Source organism: Rhodococcus sp. ABRD24 (genome assembly GCF_004328705.1).
Classification (GTDB): domain Bacteria; phylum Actinomycetota; class Actinomycetes; order Mycobacteriales; family Mycobacteriaceae; genus Prescottella.
Genome location: NZ_CP035319.1, coordinates 3,169,948 through 3,187,172, shown reverse-complemented (window position 1 = coordinate 3,187,172; position 17,225 = coordinate 3,169,948). Strand labels below are relative to the sequence as shown.

Here is a 17,225-nt window from a genome sequence, read left to right as displayed (position 1 = left end):
CAACCCGCAGCCCCTGCGCCCGCCCCCACCGCGGAGTTACAGCGTTCGCCATGCACGACGCCCGACGACCGAACCCCATCATCGCCTGCCGCGAGCCGACAACCGTCGGCTTCGGACCGACGCGCACGAGCCAACCGAGGAGGGTCGACCGCCCGGACACGGACACGGACACTGCCAAGATCTTCTGAATTGGGGCGGATTCACCGACCCACGAAAAAGGTACATAACGGCCTTGACGTTGCACGTTGATCGGCGGACGATGAAAACACAGCGCTGCCAAAGAATAAGAATTACCAGAGTTGCTGACCGGGTCGCCCAAGCATGCCCAAAATTGGGCCACGGACCAGAAACGGCTATGACCTGATCGCGGTCGGCAACCGGACCCGAACAGGCGGATTGCCATGAGTCCCACCCGCGCGAATCACAATATCGATTCACTCGAATCCAAGGTCGAAAGCATGGGTAGAGAATTGCATCGACTGGCCGATACGGAGCGTCTCATCGAGAAAATCAAGACAGATATTCGAGGTCCCGGGTATACGACTCCGGCAGAATTCTTCCTCGTACGTGAACTGGTCGAAGCTATAACGGCAGCAGCTTCGGGGCTGGCTCACATGGAGAACACGCTACTCGAAAGCAGCGGGCTTATTGTCGATCAGGGATAGAGCTGAGTAGCTCGCGGGGCGGGGCCTCGACGCTTACAAACGACCTCTACAGCCGAGTCCATCCGACATCGAGCGAGGTCGCCGATCCGGTAACTAACCGCCCGCGTCGGTCCGAAGCTCCCGCAACCCGATCAGCCGGGCACCGACGGCCACCACGACACCGCCGAGGAAGACCCACACGAGCGTCGTCCGCAGCGGGCCGGCGAAGGCATCGACCACGGCCCCCGCGGCAAGCGGCGAGAAAGCCTGCGCGGACAGATCGTCGAGATACATCCACCGCACGATCACCAGGGCCAGCGCCAGTACCGACATCGCAACAGCTACCGCGACGCCCGCCAGGCTCACCGCCCGCAGCCGCCCGCCGCGAGGCGCGATGAGCACCGCTCCGGCGGCCGCGATCAGCGACCCCCACGGCAGCCACGTCGCGGCCGCATCGAGCGCACGAACCGCGCGCTGCGACGAGGCCAAGTTGTCCGACTGCAAGAGCACGAACTCGGCATCGGTGTCCGATATCCGGTCGGCGAAGGTGAAGCCCCGTTCGATCAGTCGGTCGCGTGCCGCTTCCACGAAGGGCTGCAACGGAACACTGACGGTTCCGGACTCGTCGACCTGCACGGCACGCCCACCGATCTCGCCGGTCGCGACCGCGACGAGGGTCCGGTGCGCGGCCCTGTTGGCGGTGGTCCACAGCGACGCGAATCGATCACTCGCGACCATCGAGTCGACCGCCTCCCGGACGAAGTCCTCCGCCTGCTTCGCCAGGACCGGGGAGAAGCCGACGATGATGCCCGACCCCCGGGGAAGGTTCTCGGTCAGCGAGGTCAGGGCCTCGGTCGTGAGCGCATCCAGGTCGATCCGATCGAGGATGATGCCGCTGATGCGATCGCCGACTGCGTCCTGCACTGCCGGGTCGGAGGCCAACGGGCCGACGGTGGCGACGTAGCGGTCGGTGTCGAGCACCTCGGATCGGGTGTATCTCGCAAGAACCGACCCGAGCACCAGCACGGCCACCAGGATCAGCAACAGCCCGGAGACACCCCATCTCACCTTCGTCACTACGCGACCCCTTCTGCTGTCCTGTCGACGAATCCTGGCACGTTCACGAGCGATGGAGAAGCCGAGGCAGACGCTCCGGACGTTCGGTTCCTCCGAAACCCGGTTCACCCGCCGAGGATGACCGCGGACCACGCCTGTCGGCCTAATCTGGACGGCAGGGAACCGCCGGTTCGAGATCCGTGAGGAGCACTCGATGAGCACGGAACCGACAGCCCGGGTAGCCCGCACCGGGGTCAACGCGAGAAAGCTCTGGGCGGGCGGTGTCGCCACCGCTGTTGTCGCGGCGTTGGCCGCCATCGTGGGGGTCCTGGCGGTGCGCGGCCCGCTCGACACGCCCGTGATCACGCCGCCACACACCCCATGGGACTCGCAGGTGGCCACCGTCGCCGGTTACTCCGCCGTCGCGGCGCTGCTCGCCACCGGCCTGCTGCACCTGCTCCTGATATCGACGCCGCGAGCATCGACCTTCTTCACCTGGATCGGGGTGCTCGCAACGGCCGCTGCGGCGCTCTGGCCGTTCAGCGTGGACGGCACCACCAAGTCGCAGACCGCCAGCGGAGCGATCTACCTCGTCGTCGGTATCGCGACCGTGTCGCTGCTGTCGGGTGTCGCGGCGTCAGTGCAGAGCACGTTGGTCACACGATCATGACCGGAACATAGTGCTCCTTGGACGCTCCTCGGCCCCAATTGCGAGGAGGATCGCATCTACCACCGCCGATGCGCACATGCATCGAATCAAACTGGAGAGCAGTAGGACTCGGCTATGCAGGCAACCCTGGCACACGTACACACCTGTCGGTCCGTTCTGCTTCAATGCACGCATGACATCGCCTTCCATCGAGCCACTGCAACTTTTCGAGACGACACCGGGCAACTGGTCGCTGATGCTGACGGACCAGCACTTCGGCAAGGTGGCGGCGGTATTCGAGCAGGTGGAGGGCTTCGACGGTTCCGGATACGACTGGGCGTCGGTAGCCCACGCCGTCACCGAACGCGATGCGCCGCACCTGCAGGACCGCTTCCGCACCGATCCCGAAGCGGGGATGTTCGTCGCGTACGGCCCCGACCACGACGCGCTCGCCGAGCTTGGCGCGATCCTGGCCAGGGCGTACTCCGATTCCGAGTACCTGGGCGGGCTGGTCGCGATCGCCGAACTCGACTGAGGATTCCCCGAAACGGGCGATGCCCTGTACCGAATCCGGTACAGGGCATCGCCGAAAGTGGCTGCGCCGTCAGCGCACCAGTAGCTCGGCAATCTGAATCGTGTTGAGCGCCGCACCCTTACGCAGGTTGTCGCCCGAGACGAACAGCGCCAGGCCGCGGCCCTCGGGGACACCCGGGTCCTGACGGATCCGGCCGACGAGGGAGACGTCGCCACCGGCGGCGGAGAGCGGGTTCGGCACGTCCACCAGCTCGACGCCGGGGGCGTCGGCGAGCAGTTCCTTGGCGCGCTCCACCGACAGCGGTCGCTCGAACTCGGCGTTGATCGCGAGCGAGTGACCGGTGACGACCGGGACGCGCACGCACGTGCCCGACACCAGCAGGTCCGGCAGGCCGAGGATCTTGCGGCTCTCGTTGCGGAGCTTCTGATCCTCGTCGGTCTCGCCGCTGCCGTCGTCGACGAGGGCGCCGGCGAGCGGCACCACGTTGAACGCGATCGGCGCGACATACTTGTCCGGGGCCGGGAAGTCGACGGCCGCACCGGAATGGACCAGCTTCTCGGCGTCGTCGGCGACGGCACGCACCTGGCCGACGAGCTCCTCGACACCGGCGATGCCGGAGCCCGAGACCGCCTGGTAGCTACTGACGATCAGGCGCTGCAGGCCCGCCTCGTCGTGCAGCACCTTGAGGACCGGCATCGCGGCCATCGTGGTGCAGTTCGGGTTGGCGATGATGCCCTTCGGCGGATTCTTGGTCTCCTCCGGGTTGACCTCGCTGACAACGAGAGGAACCTCGGGATCCTTGCGCCACGCCGACGAGTTGTCGACGACGATCGCGCCGGCAGCCGCGAAGCGGGGGGCCTGCGCACGCGAGAGCGTCGCACCGGCCGAGAACAGCGCGATGTCGATGCCCTTCAGATCTTCATCGGATACGGCCGCAGCATCTTCCACGACAATTTGCTCCCCGCGGAACGGCAGCGTCTTGCCGGCCGATCGGGCCGAGGCGAAGAACCGCACCTTGTCGGCGGGGAAGTTGCGCTCCTCGAGCAGGGTGCGCATGACGATGCCGACCTGGCCGGTGGCGCCGACGACAGCGACTGTCACATTCTTCGTCGCTTCGCTCGTCTCACTGGTCATAGCTCCCACTACCGTCCCGTTCCTGCGTGTACGACGGCTGCTTCGTCGCCGCCGAGCTCGAATGCCGCGTGGATCGCGCGCACGGCGTCGTCCAGCTCGGTGTCCTTGACCAGCACCGAGATACGGATCTCGGAGGTGGAAATGAGGTCGATGTTGACGCCCGCGTCGGCGAGAGCCTCGCAGAACTTTGCGGTGACGCCGGGGTGGCTCTTCATGCCGGCACCGACGAGCGACACCTTGCCGATGAGGTCGTCGAACAGGATCTGCGTGAAGCCGATCTCCGACTGCAGCGCCGTCAGCTTCTCCACCGCGCGCGGGCCGTCGGACTTGGGCAGCGTGAAGGTGATGTCGGTCTTGCCGGTCTCGACCTTGGAGATGTTCTGCAGCACCATGTCGATGTTGATCTCGGCGTCCGCAACAGCCCGGAAGAGCTTCGCGGCGTGGCCCGGGGTATCGGGCAGGCCGACGACGGTGACCTTGGCCTCGCCGCGGTCGTGGGCAACACCGGTGATCAGGGCTTCTTCCACGGGAATGTCCTCCATCGATCCGGACACGATCGTTCCGGGCTTGGTCGTGTATGACGAGCGGACGTGCACGGGCACGTTGTAGCGGCGGGCGTACTCGACGCAGCGCAGCATGAGCACCTTCGCGCCGCACGCCGCCATCTCCAGCATCTCCTCGAAGGAGACGGTGTCGAGGCGCTGTGCGTCGGGCACGATGCGCGGGTCGGCGGTGAAGACACCGTCGACGTCGGTGTAGATCTCGCACACGTCGGCCTTGAGCGCCGCGGCGAGCGCAACGGCAGTGGTGTCGGAGCCGCCGCGACCGAGCGTCGTGACGTCCTTGCTGTCCTGGCTGACGCCCTGGAAGCCGGCGACCAGGACGATCGAGCCCTCGTCCAGGGCGGCACGCACACGGCCCGGGGTGACGTCGATGATCTTGGCGTTGCCGTGGCTACCGGTCGTGATCACCCCGGCCTGCGAGCCTGTGAACGACCGCGCCTGCGCACCGAGGGAATGAATCGCCATCGCGACGAGTGCATTGGAAATGCGCTCACCCGAGGTGAGCAGCATGTCCATCTCGCGCGCCGGCGGCACCGGGCACACCTGCTGCGCGAGGTCGAGCAGCTCGTCGGTGGTGTCGCCCATCGCCGAGACGACCACGACGACGTCGTTGCCCGCCTTCTTCGTCTCGACGATCCGTTCAGCGACGCGCCGGATGCGTTCGGCACTCGAGACCGAGGATCCCCCGTACTTCTGGACGACGAGAGCCACGCGTGTGTACCTCCGGCTAGATGAATTGGTGCAAGTCCAGCTGCCGAGCTTACCGACGAGCATCTGTTCGGGTGCAGGGCGTCCTCGCCCACGGCTGACCCGACAGTTCCGTGCAACGGATGGCAGCATCGCAGGTGTGGATCTCACCCGACGGTTGACCACCCGCCCCACCGAGGAACGCGCATCGGTCTCCCCGCTCGAGTTGTTCTTCGACCTGGTTTTCGTCTTCGCGCTCACCCGGGTCACGGACCTGATCGCGGATGACCCCAGCGGGCGCACTCTGCTGCACGGCGTCCTCGTGATGGCGGTGCTGTGGTGGAGCTGGGTCGGCTACTCGTGGCTGGCAAACCTGGTGCGCGCCGATGAGGGTGCCGTGCGCGTGGTCATGTTGGCTGCGATGAGCGCGATGTTCATCGTCGCTCTCACCATCCCGGAAGCGTTCGACGATCTACCGGGCGGGCTGGACGGACCGGTGGTGTTCGCGGTCGGCTACTTCGTGGTGCGGGTCCTGCACATCCTGATCTTCCTGGTAATCAGCAGGGACGACCCGCAGCTGCGCGGGCAGGTGATGCGGTTCGTGCCATCGATGTTCATCGGCACGACATTCCTGTTGATCGCGTCTCAGCTGACCGGCCCCTGGCAGACCGTGATGTGGTTCCTTGCGCTCGCAGGCGACTATCTCGGCACCCTCGTCGGTGGCACCGGCTGGCGGCTGCGATCGGTGAGTCACTTCGCGGAGCGTCACGGGCTGATTGTCATCGTCGCCCTCGGCGAGTCCATCGTCTCGATCGGCATCGGCGTCGCGAGTCTGCCCATCACGTGGGCCATCATCGTCGCGTCGCTGCTCGGGCTGGCGGTGTCCTCGCTGCTGTGGTGGGCGTACTTCGACGTCACCTCGCTCATGGTGGAGCACGCCTTCGAGGAATCCGCCGGCGACCGACGGATCCGGATCGCGCAGCGCTGCTACAGCTATGCCCACCTACCGATGGTCATCGGCATCGTGATGCTCTCACTGGGACTCAAGAAGATCCTCTACTACGTCGGCGATGACAATCACCACCGCCTGACGGATCCGCTGCAGGGCTGGCCACTGGTGACGCTGTACGGCGGCGCGGCGCTCTACCTGGCGGCACTGGTCTACTTCAAGCTGTACGGAGCCGGGTCACTGAGCCTGATCCGGACGGCGACCGTCGTGGTGCTGTTCGCGCTGATCCCGGTGGCATGGCATTTGCCCGCACTCGTCACGCTCGGCCTGCTCACCGTGGTGCTGCTCGCACTCATCGCGTACGAGATGCTCAGGTACGCGGAGCGGCGGCGCAGGATCCGGCACTGACCGCGGCACCCCCTACGGCACCTCCCAGGACGGCGGAGGGCGAGTGGCCGCGCGGCCCGCATGCGCGACGGCGGCCGCCCACCCCTGGGCGGAGTGGGCGGCCATCTTCTTGCGTCGCGGCGCCAATGGCGAACGTGGAGCGCCATTGTGAGGGTCATTTCCGGATATGGCCTACGGGTGCGCCGATTCGCGACTGCCGACGTCCTGGCGGGACAGGTCGGGCTGGTCTTGCCCATCACGCTTGGCCTTTCCGGGGAGAAAGGAAGCCGCAATGAACGAGATGACGCCCATCGCAAAGAGGTAGGTGGCGATGGCCGGCCAATTTCCAGTTCGATCGAGAAGGTAGGTCGCAATCAGGGGGGCGATTGCACTTCCCAAAATAGTTCCGATTGTATATCCGAGCCCCATACCACTGTATCGAACATGGGCCGGGAAAGCCTGCGCGTACAGGGTCGGCATCGTTCCGTAGTTGAGACAATAGGGAAGGTAGAGAATCGCGAACCCTAAGAACATCAGCGGAACCGAACGCGTGTCAAGAAGCGCAAACCATGCGATGGGAGCAAAGGTAAGACCGAAGATACTGGTCATGAACATCTTTTTGCGATCGAACCGGTCGGACAACCATCCACAGTAGATGATGCCCCCGATGGAAAAAGCCGTTGCCACCATCACCAGGGATAGCATCAACGATCTCTCCAACCCCAAGTGATTCTGACCATAGGTGAGCGAGAAAACCGCCGCAGTGTAGAACATTGCTCCATTGATAATATAGGAAAGCGACATGGCGAGCACGGTCTTGCCATGGTTTCTCAATACTTCAAGCAGTGGAGTCTTGCGCACTGCATTCTGACTCTCCAGGCGAGCAAACTCGGGGCTCTCCTCAACCCTCAGCCTCATGTACATACCAATGAAGACGAGGAGCGCACTGCTGATGAATGGGATTCGCCATCCCCACTGAATGAAAGCGGAATCATCGAGGAAGCTGATCGCCAGAAAGACGCCATTCCCCATCAACAGCCCGAGGGGTGCTCCCGCATTGATAATTGCACCGAAGAGTCCGCGCCGGTTTTCACTGGCGTGCTCGACGCTCATCAGGACGGCACCGCTGTACTCGCCTCCGAGGGACAGTCCTTGAATGAGACGAAGTACGACCAGCAGCACCGGCGCCGCAATCCCGATGGTGGCGTAACTGGGGAGGAGACCCATCGCGAACGTTGTCACACCCATGATGATCAGGGTCACCACAAGCATCCTCTTGCGGCCCAGACGATCTCCGAAGTGACCGCATACTACTGCACCAATTGGCCGAGCAATGAACGCCACGGCAAATGTGGAGAGCGACAACAGTGTGCCAATCAACGAGTCGAAACTCGGAAAGAACACTTTGTTGAATACTAGAGCGGCGGCCGTTCCATAGATGAAGAACTCATACCACTCCAAAGTCGTACCAGCCAAACTTGACAGTACAACCCGACGGCTTGTCGATTTATCTGACATCTTTTCCCTGTTCCGTGATCCGGCTTTCGCGGAGTTCTTACAGAATCTCAATTCCGCTACTTATTGGGCCGACTGATTGATGAGTTTCGTTCTGAACTTTCCTGTCACTCAATCAGTTTCGGAAAAACCGGAGTACGGCGCGGAGGGGCGGTGTTTCTGCTACGGGTAACCTTTATCTCTCCACCGATGACGACTGCGGCTACCGCAGGCGTGTCCCCGAATTCGAGGGCGGATGCCATATCGCTCGCCTGGCCCCCGTCCGGCGCATCGGCGATGACGAGATCTGCGTTCTCACCGATGCGGATGAAGCCGCCGGGAATGCCCCGAACTCTTGCGGTGTTGCCCGTTGCTGTCGCGATGGCAGAAGCAGGGGAGATCTTGGCCAGGGAGCACATGGTTGCAAGCAGTCGCATGATTCCGGCTGGCGCGATGCCCGCGCCAGCCGGCGAGTCGGTTCCCAGCACAAGGCGGTCGAGCTGGTTCGTCTCGGCTAGAAGCGCAGCGATGTCGCTCGCTGCTCGCTGATTTCCGTTGTAAACCAGTTCGACAGCGGATGAGCTTTGATCGAGGATCAGCTTGACATCGTCGATCGTGGGAGCGGTGGGTCCGCCGTTGACGTGGGCTGCGATATCAGGTTGTACCTGCACGCAGTACTCGCCGTCGATCGCCCGACTGGTCGGCACCGACTTGCCGCCTACGTGGACCATGACGCTCATGCCGACGTCGTGCGCCCATCGAGTCATCGTGGCGGCTGTTTCGGGATCTTTCACGCCCGAGATTCCGATCTCCCCCACGAGATGCACCCCGGCGTCGGCCAGTTCAACGAAGTCCTCCGGCGTGAGCCCTTCTTCGAGAAGGAGGGCTCCGCCGTAGACACGTAGTCCCAACGGCCGGTGATCGGCAAAGGCCTTGTGCGCCAAGATCGCGAGCGCTTTCGTGCCAGCTCGATCCTTGGGGCGCCCGGGGGTGTGTACCTCACCAGCAGAGACTGCTGAAGTCACGCCACCATGGACGAAGCCAGCAAGATAATCCGCTTGGGACTGCCGGGGCGTGTAGTCACCCAAGACCGGGTGGATGTGATTGTCGATCAACCCTGGCAGGACAGTGGCTCCCGCCGCGTCCAGCCATCGATCGGCGTCGAAGTCACTCTGGGCACCGATTCCGGCGATCTTGCCGTCTTCTATGAAGACGGTGTCAGCGGCGATCGTGGGAGAAGCCAAGTCTCCACTCATGAGTGTCCCGATGCCCGTCACTGCCAGGCTGCGTCTCATAAATACTCCTAAGTCGTTCGGCGACTGAAGGGGTCGCCTATTGGTCGCGTTTGGTGTTTGCGGTCAGCGGCGCTGCAAGCGAGAGCAGGTCGGTGACCCAGAGGTCGGCGCGGAAGCGCGAGGTCGGGCCGGCAATGCTCACCGAAGCGACGACCTCGCTTCCAATCTGGACAGGCACGGCGGCAGCAGATATACCGAGTCGCCACTCGTCCGCACTCGTTACGTAGCCAACTTCCCTGGCCTTGTCGATCTCGTCGAGAAGCTGGGTCCGGCCCCTTTCGGCGTGACTGTCCTCTCGCGGCAGATTCTCGTCAGGGAAGAGACTGCATATTTCTTCGTTGCTCATCCCCATCAGCAGTGCCTTGCCGGAAGCCGACGCATGCAGAGGCATGCGCGTCCCTTCGCGGATACTCGTTCCCAACACATGCGAGGTCTCGAAACGCTTGATGAAGAGAACTTCCGAGTCCACACGAACGCCAAGCGATACAGCTTCGCTCGAGCGAACCGCGAGCTCGGACATTGGTGCAGACAACATCGTCACCAGCTGCGAGTTCTCCTGGGCGGCAACCCCGAGCTGGGCGGCTGCCAAGCCCAGGCTGTACCGCCCACTTTCTGGATCTTGGACAACGAAGCTCAGCTCGCGCATCGTTCGGAGCCCCAGATGAACCGTGCTTTTCGAATAGCCGGTTCGTCGCGATATTTCACTGATTCCCACCGGCGTATCCGCCTTCGCTAGTTCACACAGGATGCAGAGAGCACGCTCTACAGAGCGAGAGGTTTCGTTCGACACAGCTGAACACCATTCTGGTTGACGGAACAGAGACTGGCATAGTTGCCGTGTGACGTCAAGCACTCTTCATGGCGGATGTAACCGCATATTCGCACTTGACCACCAACTGCAATCCATGCCATCGTTAACTTGGTTCTGAACAGCGTTCAGTCTAGCTGAACGATATGAAAGAGGCAAGGAACTGAGGGGCGCACGAGCCTGCGCTCCATCTCTCCGACGTCCGGAGCCCTGAACAGAAACTAGGAGGACGAGCATGTCTACTGCCGAGAAGCCGGTCATCACCGTCGAGGAAGCACTCGAGTCGCACAACCCGCCCATCATCCGTCGGCCGGACAGCGTCGAGGCGAAGATGGGGCGGTTCAAGAACACCACCCAGATGGTCTTTCACCCGTCCGAAGAGGATCCCACGCAGCCGAATGCAGGCATCATCAACTATCTTCCGGGCGCAGGCTTCCCGCTCCACATGCACGAGTTCGCCCAGATGTGGTACGTGATCGAAGGCGAGTGCTACTACGGTGACACGATCCTGCGGGCCGGCGACCTCGTGTACATGCAGGACCCCCACTTCGAGTACGAGATGAAGACGGACAACGGTTGCCGCATCCTCTTCCTGCAGTACCAGGGACCGACCACCGGACAGGGGCCGATCTATGACGGCCGGTTCAATGTGTCAGAGGTGAAGGAAGTGACTCGCCAGGATCTGGAGCGCTGAGCGCGATCGTCAATGCCCTGATTGTGTGACTCCGAACTGACGACCGTTCACACCATCGGCCGCCCAGAGTGGTCCGAGCCTATCCGCGTGGCCATCGGGGCTCGGACCACCTGCCAGAATCGCAGCTTCTCGCCATCGGCCCCGCCCCAGGCCACCGGGGCGGGGCCGATGGCGGCATCGCGTCACCGCGCCATCGGGCAGAGCTCCCGGGTGGCCAGATCCCAGAACGGAAAGAGCTGAGGGCTGGTCGCCTCGGGGTGCTCGACATTCGCTCGGTCCAGAAATTCGAGGTAGGTACGCCCCGGTGTTCGCGCCACGTCGCATGCCTGCAAACCCAGCAGCGCCGACGCCGCGAACCCCAGCTCCCGACCGTAAGGGCCGAGGGTGGGCGCGTCCTGGAAAACATCCAACTGCCTGCCCCAGCGGTTGTACGACAGTTGCAAGTTGTAGTCGCACACCCCGAACAGATCGCTGCACGTCGACGGCCGATCGCCGATGGTGAACGACTCGCTCACGATCGGACGGCTCGTGGGCGTCCGCGGCAACTCGGACACGAACCGGTAGAGCGCGACACCGAATCCGCACAGCGCCGCGATGATGGCGACACCGACCAGAACGCGCATCACCACGATCGCACCCCCTATCCGGTCCGCATCGCCGAGCAGCACAATGGAGCGGGCCACAGGAACTCCACACTCCGGACGATAGCCACCCGGACGACCGGCACCGCGGCATTCGGACCGAATGGTTGCGGCATCGACACCGAACCCCTGCACGTGGCAGCCGCCGGAAGTGATCGTCGAATCGGACAGTCCACGCATCGAGAAACACATTGGGACCAAAGGACTGAGCGACTTCGCACGCGAGAATCACCTGCCCGCGTTAAGCTTCGGCAGACGGGTCGTCCGAGATACTCGCCCGGACGCAAGCTCGTGATATGGGAGGCACGTCGGGTGTCAATCGCACAGGACGGGAATTCCACTGCGGGCGCCGATATCCCAGCGTTTCGCGGCGATCGAGTCGTGTCCCGAACTCGACTCGTAGACGCTCTCGATGCCGCGCTCACCACCGAAAACGGCTCGGCCCGAATCGCATTGGTCTGCGCACCAGCAGGTTCGGGAAAGACAACTCTGCTGTCCACCTGGGCGCGGCGCCTCCGGACCCGCCTTCACTCCCCAGCGATTGCATGGACCACGGTGGGAGAACGGGACAACACTGCAGACACGATGCACGCATCGCTCACCCGAGCGCTTGCCAATGCCGGGCATTCCGGACTACGACAGGCCTGCCTCGAGCTCTCGACTCCAGCACGTATGCAACCGGTTCCGATCGTCGATGCGCTGCGTGGGCTCGACGAGCCGCTGTGGTTGATCATCGACGACGCCCATCTGCTGCACGAACCCGCGGCGCTGGCCGAACTCGAGGCAATCCTGAGGGCTCCGCCCGAGAAGCTGAAGATTGTCGTCTGCGGCCGATTCGAGCCACCTCTCGCCTTCCAGCAACTTCGACTGGAGGGGCGGGTATTCGACCTCACCTTCGAGGAGCTCGCGTTCACCGGCAACGAAGCCGCGGAACTGCTCGCCGAACACACTGTGCGGCTCTCCGATCCCCAGCTGGCCGCCCTGATGGAACGCACCGAGGGGTGGGCAGCCGGACTTCGTCTCGCTGGAATGTCGTTGGCGGAGCACCCCGATCCGGGAACTCTGATCGCGAACTTCACCGGTGATCGCCGCGCGGTCGCGGACTACCTCATCGAACAGGTTCTCATCGGACTCGACGAAAGGGAACGGGACTTCCTCCTGCGCACGTCGGTTCCGAACGACTTCACTGTGGCGCTCGCGGAACAACTCACCGGTCGCGGCGACGCCCACGACGTCATAGACGCCCTCGAGCATCGAAACTTCCTTGTGACGCGAACCGACCTTTCTCCCAAGACCTTCCGCTATCACCCCCTGCTTCGCAGCTATCTGCGCGCCGAGATCAGCCGGTTGGGCCACGAGGCGGTCGCAGATCTCGAACACGTCGCGGCCCAGTGGTACGCGGAGTTCGGCAATACGCTGCTGTCACTCGAGCACGGCATCACGGCCGGCGATCACGACGACGTCGTCGCGATGCTCGCCGAATCAGGATTGACGCTGATCCAGGACGGTCACGGTGCCGCCGTCGAACGCTTGCTCGTCGACGCGCCACGCGAGGTCCGCAAGAACCCGATCACCCGCCTGATCCGCGCAGCCGGATTCCTCGATGCCGGGAATCCGAGGGTCGCGGCATCCATCCTTGCCTCGCTCGAAGACGAGTGGCCGCCCCCTGACTGCGCACGCGACAGGGTCACGCTCCTGAGGGAGTCGCTGCGCGTGCAGACGGCGTCGTACGTCGGTGACATCGCGCCGGCGCTCGATCGCCTCTGCCTTGTCGATATGGGGAACTCCGGGGATGCCGATCTCGATGCCTTCGTATTGCTACAGCGCGGACGCGGTCAACTGCACCTCGGCCGCCTCGCCGACGCCGAGGAGAGTTTGAGAACCGCCCTCATCCATGCACGCGAGAGCCGATCCCCGCGCACCGCGGCTCAGGCGAGGACCACCCTCGCAGTCCTCGCCGTCTGCAGTGGCCGCATCAGCGAGGCCACCGAACTCACCGCCGAGGTACTTCCCCGAGCACTGGGTTCATCTACATCCGAGTCGAATCGAGCAGTGCTCGTTCATGCACTGTGCCGCTACCTTCGGAACGAGAGCGCAGATGCGGCCGACCTGGCAGCATCGGTCGTGACTACGGAGACCGATCCCCAATCGGACCTCCATCAAGACGCCTCCATCGCATTGGCGCTGTATGCCATCGACAACGCAGACGATCGGCGCGCCGCGATTGCAGCCCTGCACGGCAGGACCACCCTGCGACGTCCCGCGCCGCGGCCTCCCGGTGCCATTGCGGCCGTCTTTCCGTCGATGCTGTTGGTGTACCTCGACATCGGTGAGACCGCTTGGGGTCGGGAACTTCTGACGGCCGCAAGGTCCACACTGGGACGAACCGGGGACGTCGCGCTCCTCGAGGCGATCTTTCATCTGTACGGCAACCACTTCGAGCGGGCGCGAGCGGAACTACGGCCCGTCCTCGACGGCGAGCTGCTGTGCGCCGCGGCAACCAATCTGGTGACGGCATGGCTGGTGGAGGCGGAGCTCGCACGTCGCCGCAACCACGATGCCCGTGCCCACAACGCCCTTGCCGAGGCACTGCGACTGGCCGAGCCCGAAACCGTGTTGCGCCCCTTCCACGACATGGCGGCGGCGAGCCGGGAACTGCTGTCCGCCAGTCACGGACGATTCGGGGCGCGTGACGATTTCGCCGGCCGAGTGTGGTCGTCGTTGCCCCGCGCGTCGAACAAGACCACCGAGAAGCTGACCCGGCGCGAACTCGACCTACTCGCGGAACTACCGACGTGGCGCACCGCCGAGGAGATCGCGGCAGACCTATGCGTGTCGGTGAACACCGTCAAGACGCACCTGCGCGGGATCTACCGCAAGCTCGGTGTCAGCACCCGCCGCGACGCGGTCACCGCAGCGCACACCCTCGGTCTGCTCTGACGGCGGTTTCACCACCGGAGGGTGAGGTACACCCGACGTACGCGCGGCATTCTCGATGGACCGCGCCGGCGACCCGGCGGGGCACATCCGACGACTGCCGAGGGAGGCGTGATGTCCACATCCGACTCGGGCTGGCCGGCCACCGTGCGTTACGCATTTCTCGTCGGGGGCGAACTGTCCGAGCGGGTGCTCGCGGCGTTCCCCGAGCTCCGCGTCTCCGAGTCCGCCCGCGCACACACGACGCTGTACGGTCCGGTGCGCAGCCCCACCGAACTGCGCGGGATGATCGCCCGCTTCGACTCCCTGGGGTTGACGCTCGTCGAGATGCGCCAGCTCCCGGACTGATCACCCGTTACCGACCGGCCAGTCTTATCTTGGCCTCGATTCGGTGGATCCGGGGATCGTCGGCCGGTATGACGAAGGTCTCATGGACCCGCGCGGTAGCCAGCGTGCGGCCGAACAAGCCGGCGTCGATCAGATAGTCGGCGATCACGAGGTCGCCGTCGACGCGGTACTGCTCGTCGCGGATCGCGCGGATCACCCGAAACTGTGGGCCACGCGAGAGGCTGCGGCGCAGGTGATTCCCGGAGCGGCCGGTCTTGAGTCCCAATTCGTATCGCACCGCGTCCGGCGCATAGGGAACCGAATCGCCGTCGTGGCTGAGGAGCGCGGCTACGTATGTCCGGGCCGCGTCGACCTGTGCTGTCATCCACACAGTCGATCACGGTCGGCCCGCCCTCGGTGTGAATTCCCTCCCCACTCCGCGCGTGGGAGCAGGACCCAGGAGTACAGTGCCCTTATGCAGCGCGCACTCCTTCTTGGCTGCCGCGGCGGGGTCTGATCCAGACTGGCCTTCCCGTCGCGGGGTTCTCTCGTGCGCCGGTCGACTCAGCTGTCGGACTCGAAGAGTCCACATTCGAACCTGGAGATCAATCCCATGTCCCCCGCTGACGCCTTTACTTCCGGATCGCGCACCATCACCCCGCCGACCAAGCCGGCGCCCGCCGACCAGCCGGCCTGGAACACCCAGAAGAACTCGTCGATGCCGACATTCCGCTACCGCTCGTTCGGCGAAGAGGTCGAGACGGTGTCGCTGCCGGACCGCACCTGGCCCGACAAGGTCATCGACCGCGCCCCGCAATGGTGCGCCGTGGACCTGCGCGACGGCAACCAGGCCCTGATCGACCCGATGAGCCCGGCCCGCAAGCGCCGCATGTTCGAGCTGCTGGTCCGGATGGGCTACAAGGAGATCGAGGTCGGCTTCCCGTCCGCGAGCCAGACGGACTTCGACTTCGTCCGCGAGATCATCGAGGACAACGCGATCCCCGACGACGTCACCATCCAGGTGCTGACGCAGTCTCGCCCCGAGCTGATCAAGCGCACCTTCGAGGCCTGCCAGGGCGCGAAGAGCGTGATCGTCCACTTCTACAACTCGACATCGATCCTGCAGCGCCGCGTCGTGTTCCGCGCCGACAAGGAGGCGATCAAGAAGATCGCCACCGACGCCGCGACGCTGGTACTGGAGGAGTCGAAGAGCTACCCGGACACCAACTGGCGCTGGGAGTACTCGCCGGAGTCGTACACCGGCACCGAGCTGTCGTACGCCAAGGAGGTGTGCGACGCGGTCGTCGAGACCCTCGGCGCCACCCCCGACAACCGGGTCATCATCAACCTGCCGGCCACCGTCGAGATGGCGACGCCCAACGTGTACGCCGACTCGATCGAGTGGATGCACCGCAACCTGGCGAACCGCGAGAGCATCATCCTGTCTCTTCACCCGCACAACGACCGCGGCACCGGTGTCGCGGCCGCCGAGCTGGGGTACCAGGCAGGCGCCGATCGCATCGAGGGCTGCCTGTTCGGCAACGGTGAGCGCACCGGCAACGTCTGCCTGGTGACGCTGGGCCTGAACATGTTCACCCGTGGCGTCGACCCGCAGATCGACTTCTCGAACATCGACGAGATCCGCCGCACGGTCGAGTACTGCAACCAGCTGCCGGTCCACGAGCGGCACCCGTACGGCGGCGACCTGGTCTACACCGCCTTCTCGGGCAGCCACCAGGACGCGATCAACAAGGGTCTCGATGCGATGAAGGTCGCGGCCGACGACCAGAACGCCGATGTCGACGACATCGTGTGGGAGGTCCCCTACCTGCCCATCGACCCGAAGGACGTCGGACGCACGTACGAGGCCGTCATCCGGGTCAACTCGCAGTCCGGCAAGGGTGGCGTCGCCTACATCATGAAGGCCGACCACGGTCTGGTGCTGCCGCGCCGCCTGCAGATCGAATTCTCACAGGCCGTCCAGAAGATCACCGACGGCGAGGGCGGCGAGGTATCCCCGAAGGAGATCTGGGACGTCTTCTCCGAGGAGTACCTGGCCCCGGTCCGCCCGCTCGAGCGCATGCGGCAGAAGGTGACAGCGTCCGAAGAGGACGGCGGCACCGACTCGATCACCGCCGTGGTCAAGGTGAACGGCCAGGAGCAGGAGATCTCCGGCGCCGGCAACGGCCCGCTGGCCGCGTTCGTCGACGCGCTCGGCACCATCGACATGGACGTGCGGGTACTTGATTACTCCGAGCACGCGATGTCCGCCGGCGACGACGCCCAGGCTGCCGCGTACGTCGAGTGCGCGGTGACCCTGCCCGACGGCACCAGCAAGGTTGTGTGGGGCGTCGGCATCGCCACCTCCATCACCACCGCGTCGCTGCGCGCCGTCGTCTCGGCGGTCAACCGGGCGCACTGAGTT

At 64.4% G+C, this 17,225-nt stretch carries 16 protein-coding genes; 8 read left to right on the top strand and 8 right to left on the bottom strand.

The features are described from left to right. The first annotated feature begins 401 nt into the window (after positions 1-401). Positions 402-665, top strand: a complete 264-nt coding sequence (locus tag ERC79_RS14060; protein WP_131579060.1) for a hypothetical protein — start codon at positions 402-404, stop codon at positions 663-665. A 93-nt stretch (positions 666-758) separates the two neighbouring features. On the opposite strand, the gene ERC79_RS14055 is transcribed toward ERC79_RS14060, so the two are convergent. Then, complete coding sequence (locus ERC79_RS14055; RefSeq protein ID WP_131579059.1) at positions 759-1,721, bottom strand: hypothetical protein; 963 nt, start codon at positions 1,719-1,721, stop codon at positions 759-761. Between the two features lie 193 nt (positions 1,722-1,914). Between ERC79_RS14055 and ERC79_RS14050 the strand changes: the two genes are divergently transcribed. Beyond that, positions 1,915-2,370, top strand: a complete 456-nt coding sequence (locus ERC79_RS14050; RefSeq protein WP_131579057.1) for a DUF6069 family protein — start codon at positions 1,915-1,917, stop codon at positions 2,368-2,370. Between the two features lie 172 nt (positions 2,371-2,542). Then, positions 2,543-2,884 (top strand): Imm51 family immunity protein, encoded by a 342-nt coding sequence (locus ERC79_RS14045; protein ID WP_131579056.1) that lies wholly within the window; start codon positions 2,543-2,545, stop codon positions 2,882-2,884. A 69-nt stretch (positions 2,885-2,953) separates the two neighbouring features. On the opposite strand, the gene ERC79_RS14040 is transcribed toward ERC79_RS14045, so the two are convergent. Together ERC79_RS14040 and ERC79_RS14035 are read right to left on the bottom strand one after the other, a co-directional pair. Beyond that, on the bottom strand, positions 2,954-4,018 hold the full coding sequence (locus ERC79_RS14040) for an aspartate-semialdehyde dehydrogenase (RefSeq protein WP_131579054.1): 1,065 nt from the start codon (positions 4,016-4,018) through the stop codon (positions 2,954-2,956). A gap of 8 nt (positions 4,019-4,026) precedes the next feature. After that, positions 4,027-5,292 carry an aspartate kinase gene (locus tag ERC79_RS14035; protein ID WP_131579053.1) on the bottom strand — a complete coding sequence of 422 codons (1,266 nt, stop codon included), beginning with the start codon at positions 5,290-5,292 and terminating at the stop codon, positions 4,027-4,029. Positions 5,293-5,428: 136 nt separating this feature from the next. Here ERC79_RS14035 and ERC79_RS14030 point away from each other — a divergent pair, with 136 nt between their 5' ends. Beyond that, positions 5,429-6,625 (top strand): low temperature requirement protein A, encoded by a 1,197-nt coding sequence (locus ERC79_RS14030; RefSeq protein ID WP_131579052.1) that lies wholly within the window; start codon positions 5,429-5,431, stop codon positions 6,623-6,625. A 171-nt stretch (positions 6,626-6,796) separates the two neighbouring features. Here the strand turns inward: ERC79_RS14030 and ERC79_RS14025 are convergent, their stop codons facing one another. From ERC79_RS14025 to ERC79_RS14015, 3 genes are all read right to left on the bottom strand, one after another. Further along, positions 6,797-8,080 carry an MFS transporter gene (locus ERC79_RS14025; RefSeq protein WP_207390329.1) on the bottom strand — a complete coding sequence of 428 codons (1,284 nt, stop codon included), beginning with the start codon at positions 8,078-8,080 and terminating at the stop codon, positions 6,797-6,799. Positions 8,081-8,226: 146 nt separating this feature from the next. Next, complete coding sequence (locus ERC79_RS14020; protein WP_207390328.1) at positions 8,227-9,213, bottom strand: amidohydrolase family protein; 987 nt, start codon at positions 9,211-9,213, stop codon at positions 8,227-8,229. Between the two features lie 217 nt (positions 9,214-9,430). Then, on the bottom strand, positions 9,431-10,183 hold the full coding sequence (locus tag ERC79_RS14015; protein WP_165497126.1) for an IclR family transcriptional regulator: 753 nt from the start codon (positions 10,181-10,183) through the stop codon (positions 9,431-9,433). 253 nt (positions 10,184-10,436) lie between these two features. Here ERC79_RS14015 and ERC79_RS14010 point away from each other — a divergent pair, with 253 nt between their 5' ends. Continuing rightward, positions 10,437-10,895 carry a cupin domain-containing protein gene (locus ERC79_RS14010; protein ID WP_131579046.1) on the top strand — a complete coding sequence of 153 codons (459 nt, stop codon included), beginning with the start codon at positions 10,437-10,439 and terminating at the stop codon, positions 10,893-10,895. 182 nt (positions 10,896-11,077) lie between these two features. On the opposite strand, the gene ERC79_RS14005 is transcribed toward ERC79_RS14010, so the two are convergent. Next, positions 11,078-11,716, bottom strand: a complete 639-nt coding sequence (locus ERC79_RS14005) for a hypothetical protein (protein WP_242676569.1) — start codon at positions 11,714-11,716, stop codon at positions 11,078-11,080. A 111-nt stretch (positions 11,717-11,827) separates the two neighbouring features. Between ERC79_RS14005 and ERC79_RS14000 the strand changes: the two genes are divergently transcribed. After that, positions 11,828-14,476, top strand: a complete 2,649-nt coding sequence (locus tag ERC79_RS14000) for a LuxR C-terminal-related transcriptional regulator (RefSeq protein WP_242676568.1) — start codon at positions 11,828-11,830, stop codon at positions 14,474-14,476. Positions 14,477-14,587: 111 nt separating this feature from the next. Then, positions 14,588-14,821 (top strand): hypothetical protein, encoded by a 234-nt coding sequence (locus tag ERC79_RS13995; protein ID WP_131579044.1) that lies wholly within the window; start codon positions 14,588-14,590, stop codon positions 14,819-14,821. Positions 14,822-14,828: 7 nt separating this feature from the next. Here the strand turns inward: ERC79_RS13995 and ERC79_RS13990 are convergent, their stop codons facing one another. Next, positions 14,829-15,185: a hypothetical protein gene (locus ERC79_RS13990; RefSeq protein ID WP_131579043.1), complete on the bottom strand. Its 357-nt coding sequence runs from the start codon at positions 15,183-15,185 to the stop codon at positions 14,829-14,831. Positions 15,186-15,413: 228 nt separating this feature from the next. On the opposite strand from ERC79_RS13990, the gene leuA reads away from it, so the two are divergent. Beyond that, a complete protein-coding gene (gene leuA / locus ERC79_RS13985; RefSeq protein WP_131579041.1) occupies positions 15,414-17,222 on the top strand; it encodes a 2-isopropylmalate synthase in 1,809 nt (602 codons plus the stop codon). The last annotated feature ends 3 nt before the right edge of the window (positions 17,223-17,225 follow it).

What these genes read in the sequence shown, in the direction of transcription:
- ERC79_RS14010 (WP_131579046.1), top strand. Translation starts at nt 10,437, where the DNA reads ATGTCTACTGCCGAGAAGCCGGTCATCACCGTCGAGGAAGCACTCGAG.
- ERC79_RS14005 (WP_242676569.1), bottom strand. Translation starts at nt 11,716, where the DNA reads ATGCGTGGACTGTCCGATTCGACGATCACTTCCGGCGGCTGCCACGTG.
- ERC79_RS14045 (WP_131579056.1), top strand. Translation starts at nt 2,543, where the DNA reads ATGACATCGCCTTCCATCGAGCCACTGCAACTTTTCGAGACGACACCG.
- ERC79_RS14050 (WP_131579057.1), top strand. Translation starts at nt 1,915, where the DNA reads ATGAGCACGGAACCGACAGCCCGGGTAGCCCGCACCGGGGTCAACGCG.
- ERC79_RS14060 (WP_131579060.1), top strand. Translation starts at nt 402, where the DNA reads ATGAGTCCCACCCGCGCGAATCACAATATCGATTCACTCGAATCCAAG.
- ERC79_RS13990 (WP_131579043.1), bottom strand. Translation starts at nt 15,185, where the DNA reads ATGACAGCACAGGTCGACGCGGCCCGGACATACGTAGCCGCGCTCCTC.
- ERC79_RS14040 (WP_131579054.1), bottom strand. Translation starts at nt 4,018, where the DNA reads ATGACCAGTGAGACGAGCGAAGCGACGAAGAATGTGACAGTCGCTGTC.
- ERC79_RS13995 (WP_131579044.1), top strand. Translation starts at nt 14,588, where the DNA reads ATGTCCACATCCGACTCGGGCTGGCCGGCCACCGTGCGTTACGCATTT.
- leuA (WP_131579041.1), top strand. Translation starts at nt 15,414, where the DNA reads ATGTCCCCCGCTGACGCCTTTACTTCCGGATCGCGCACCATCACCCCG.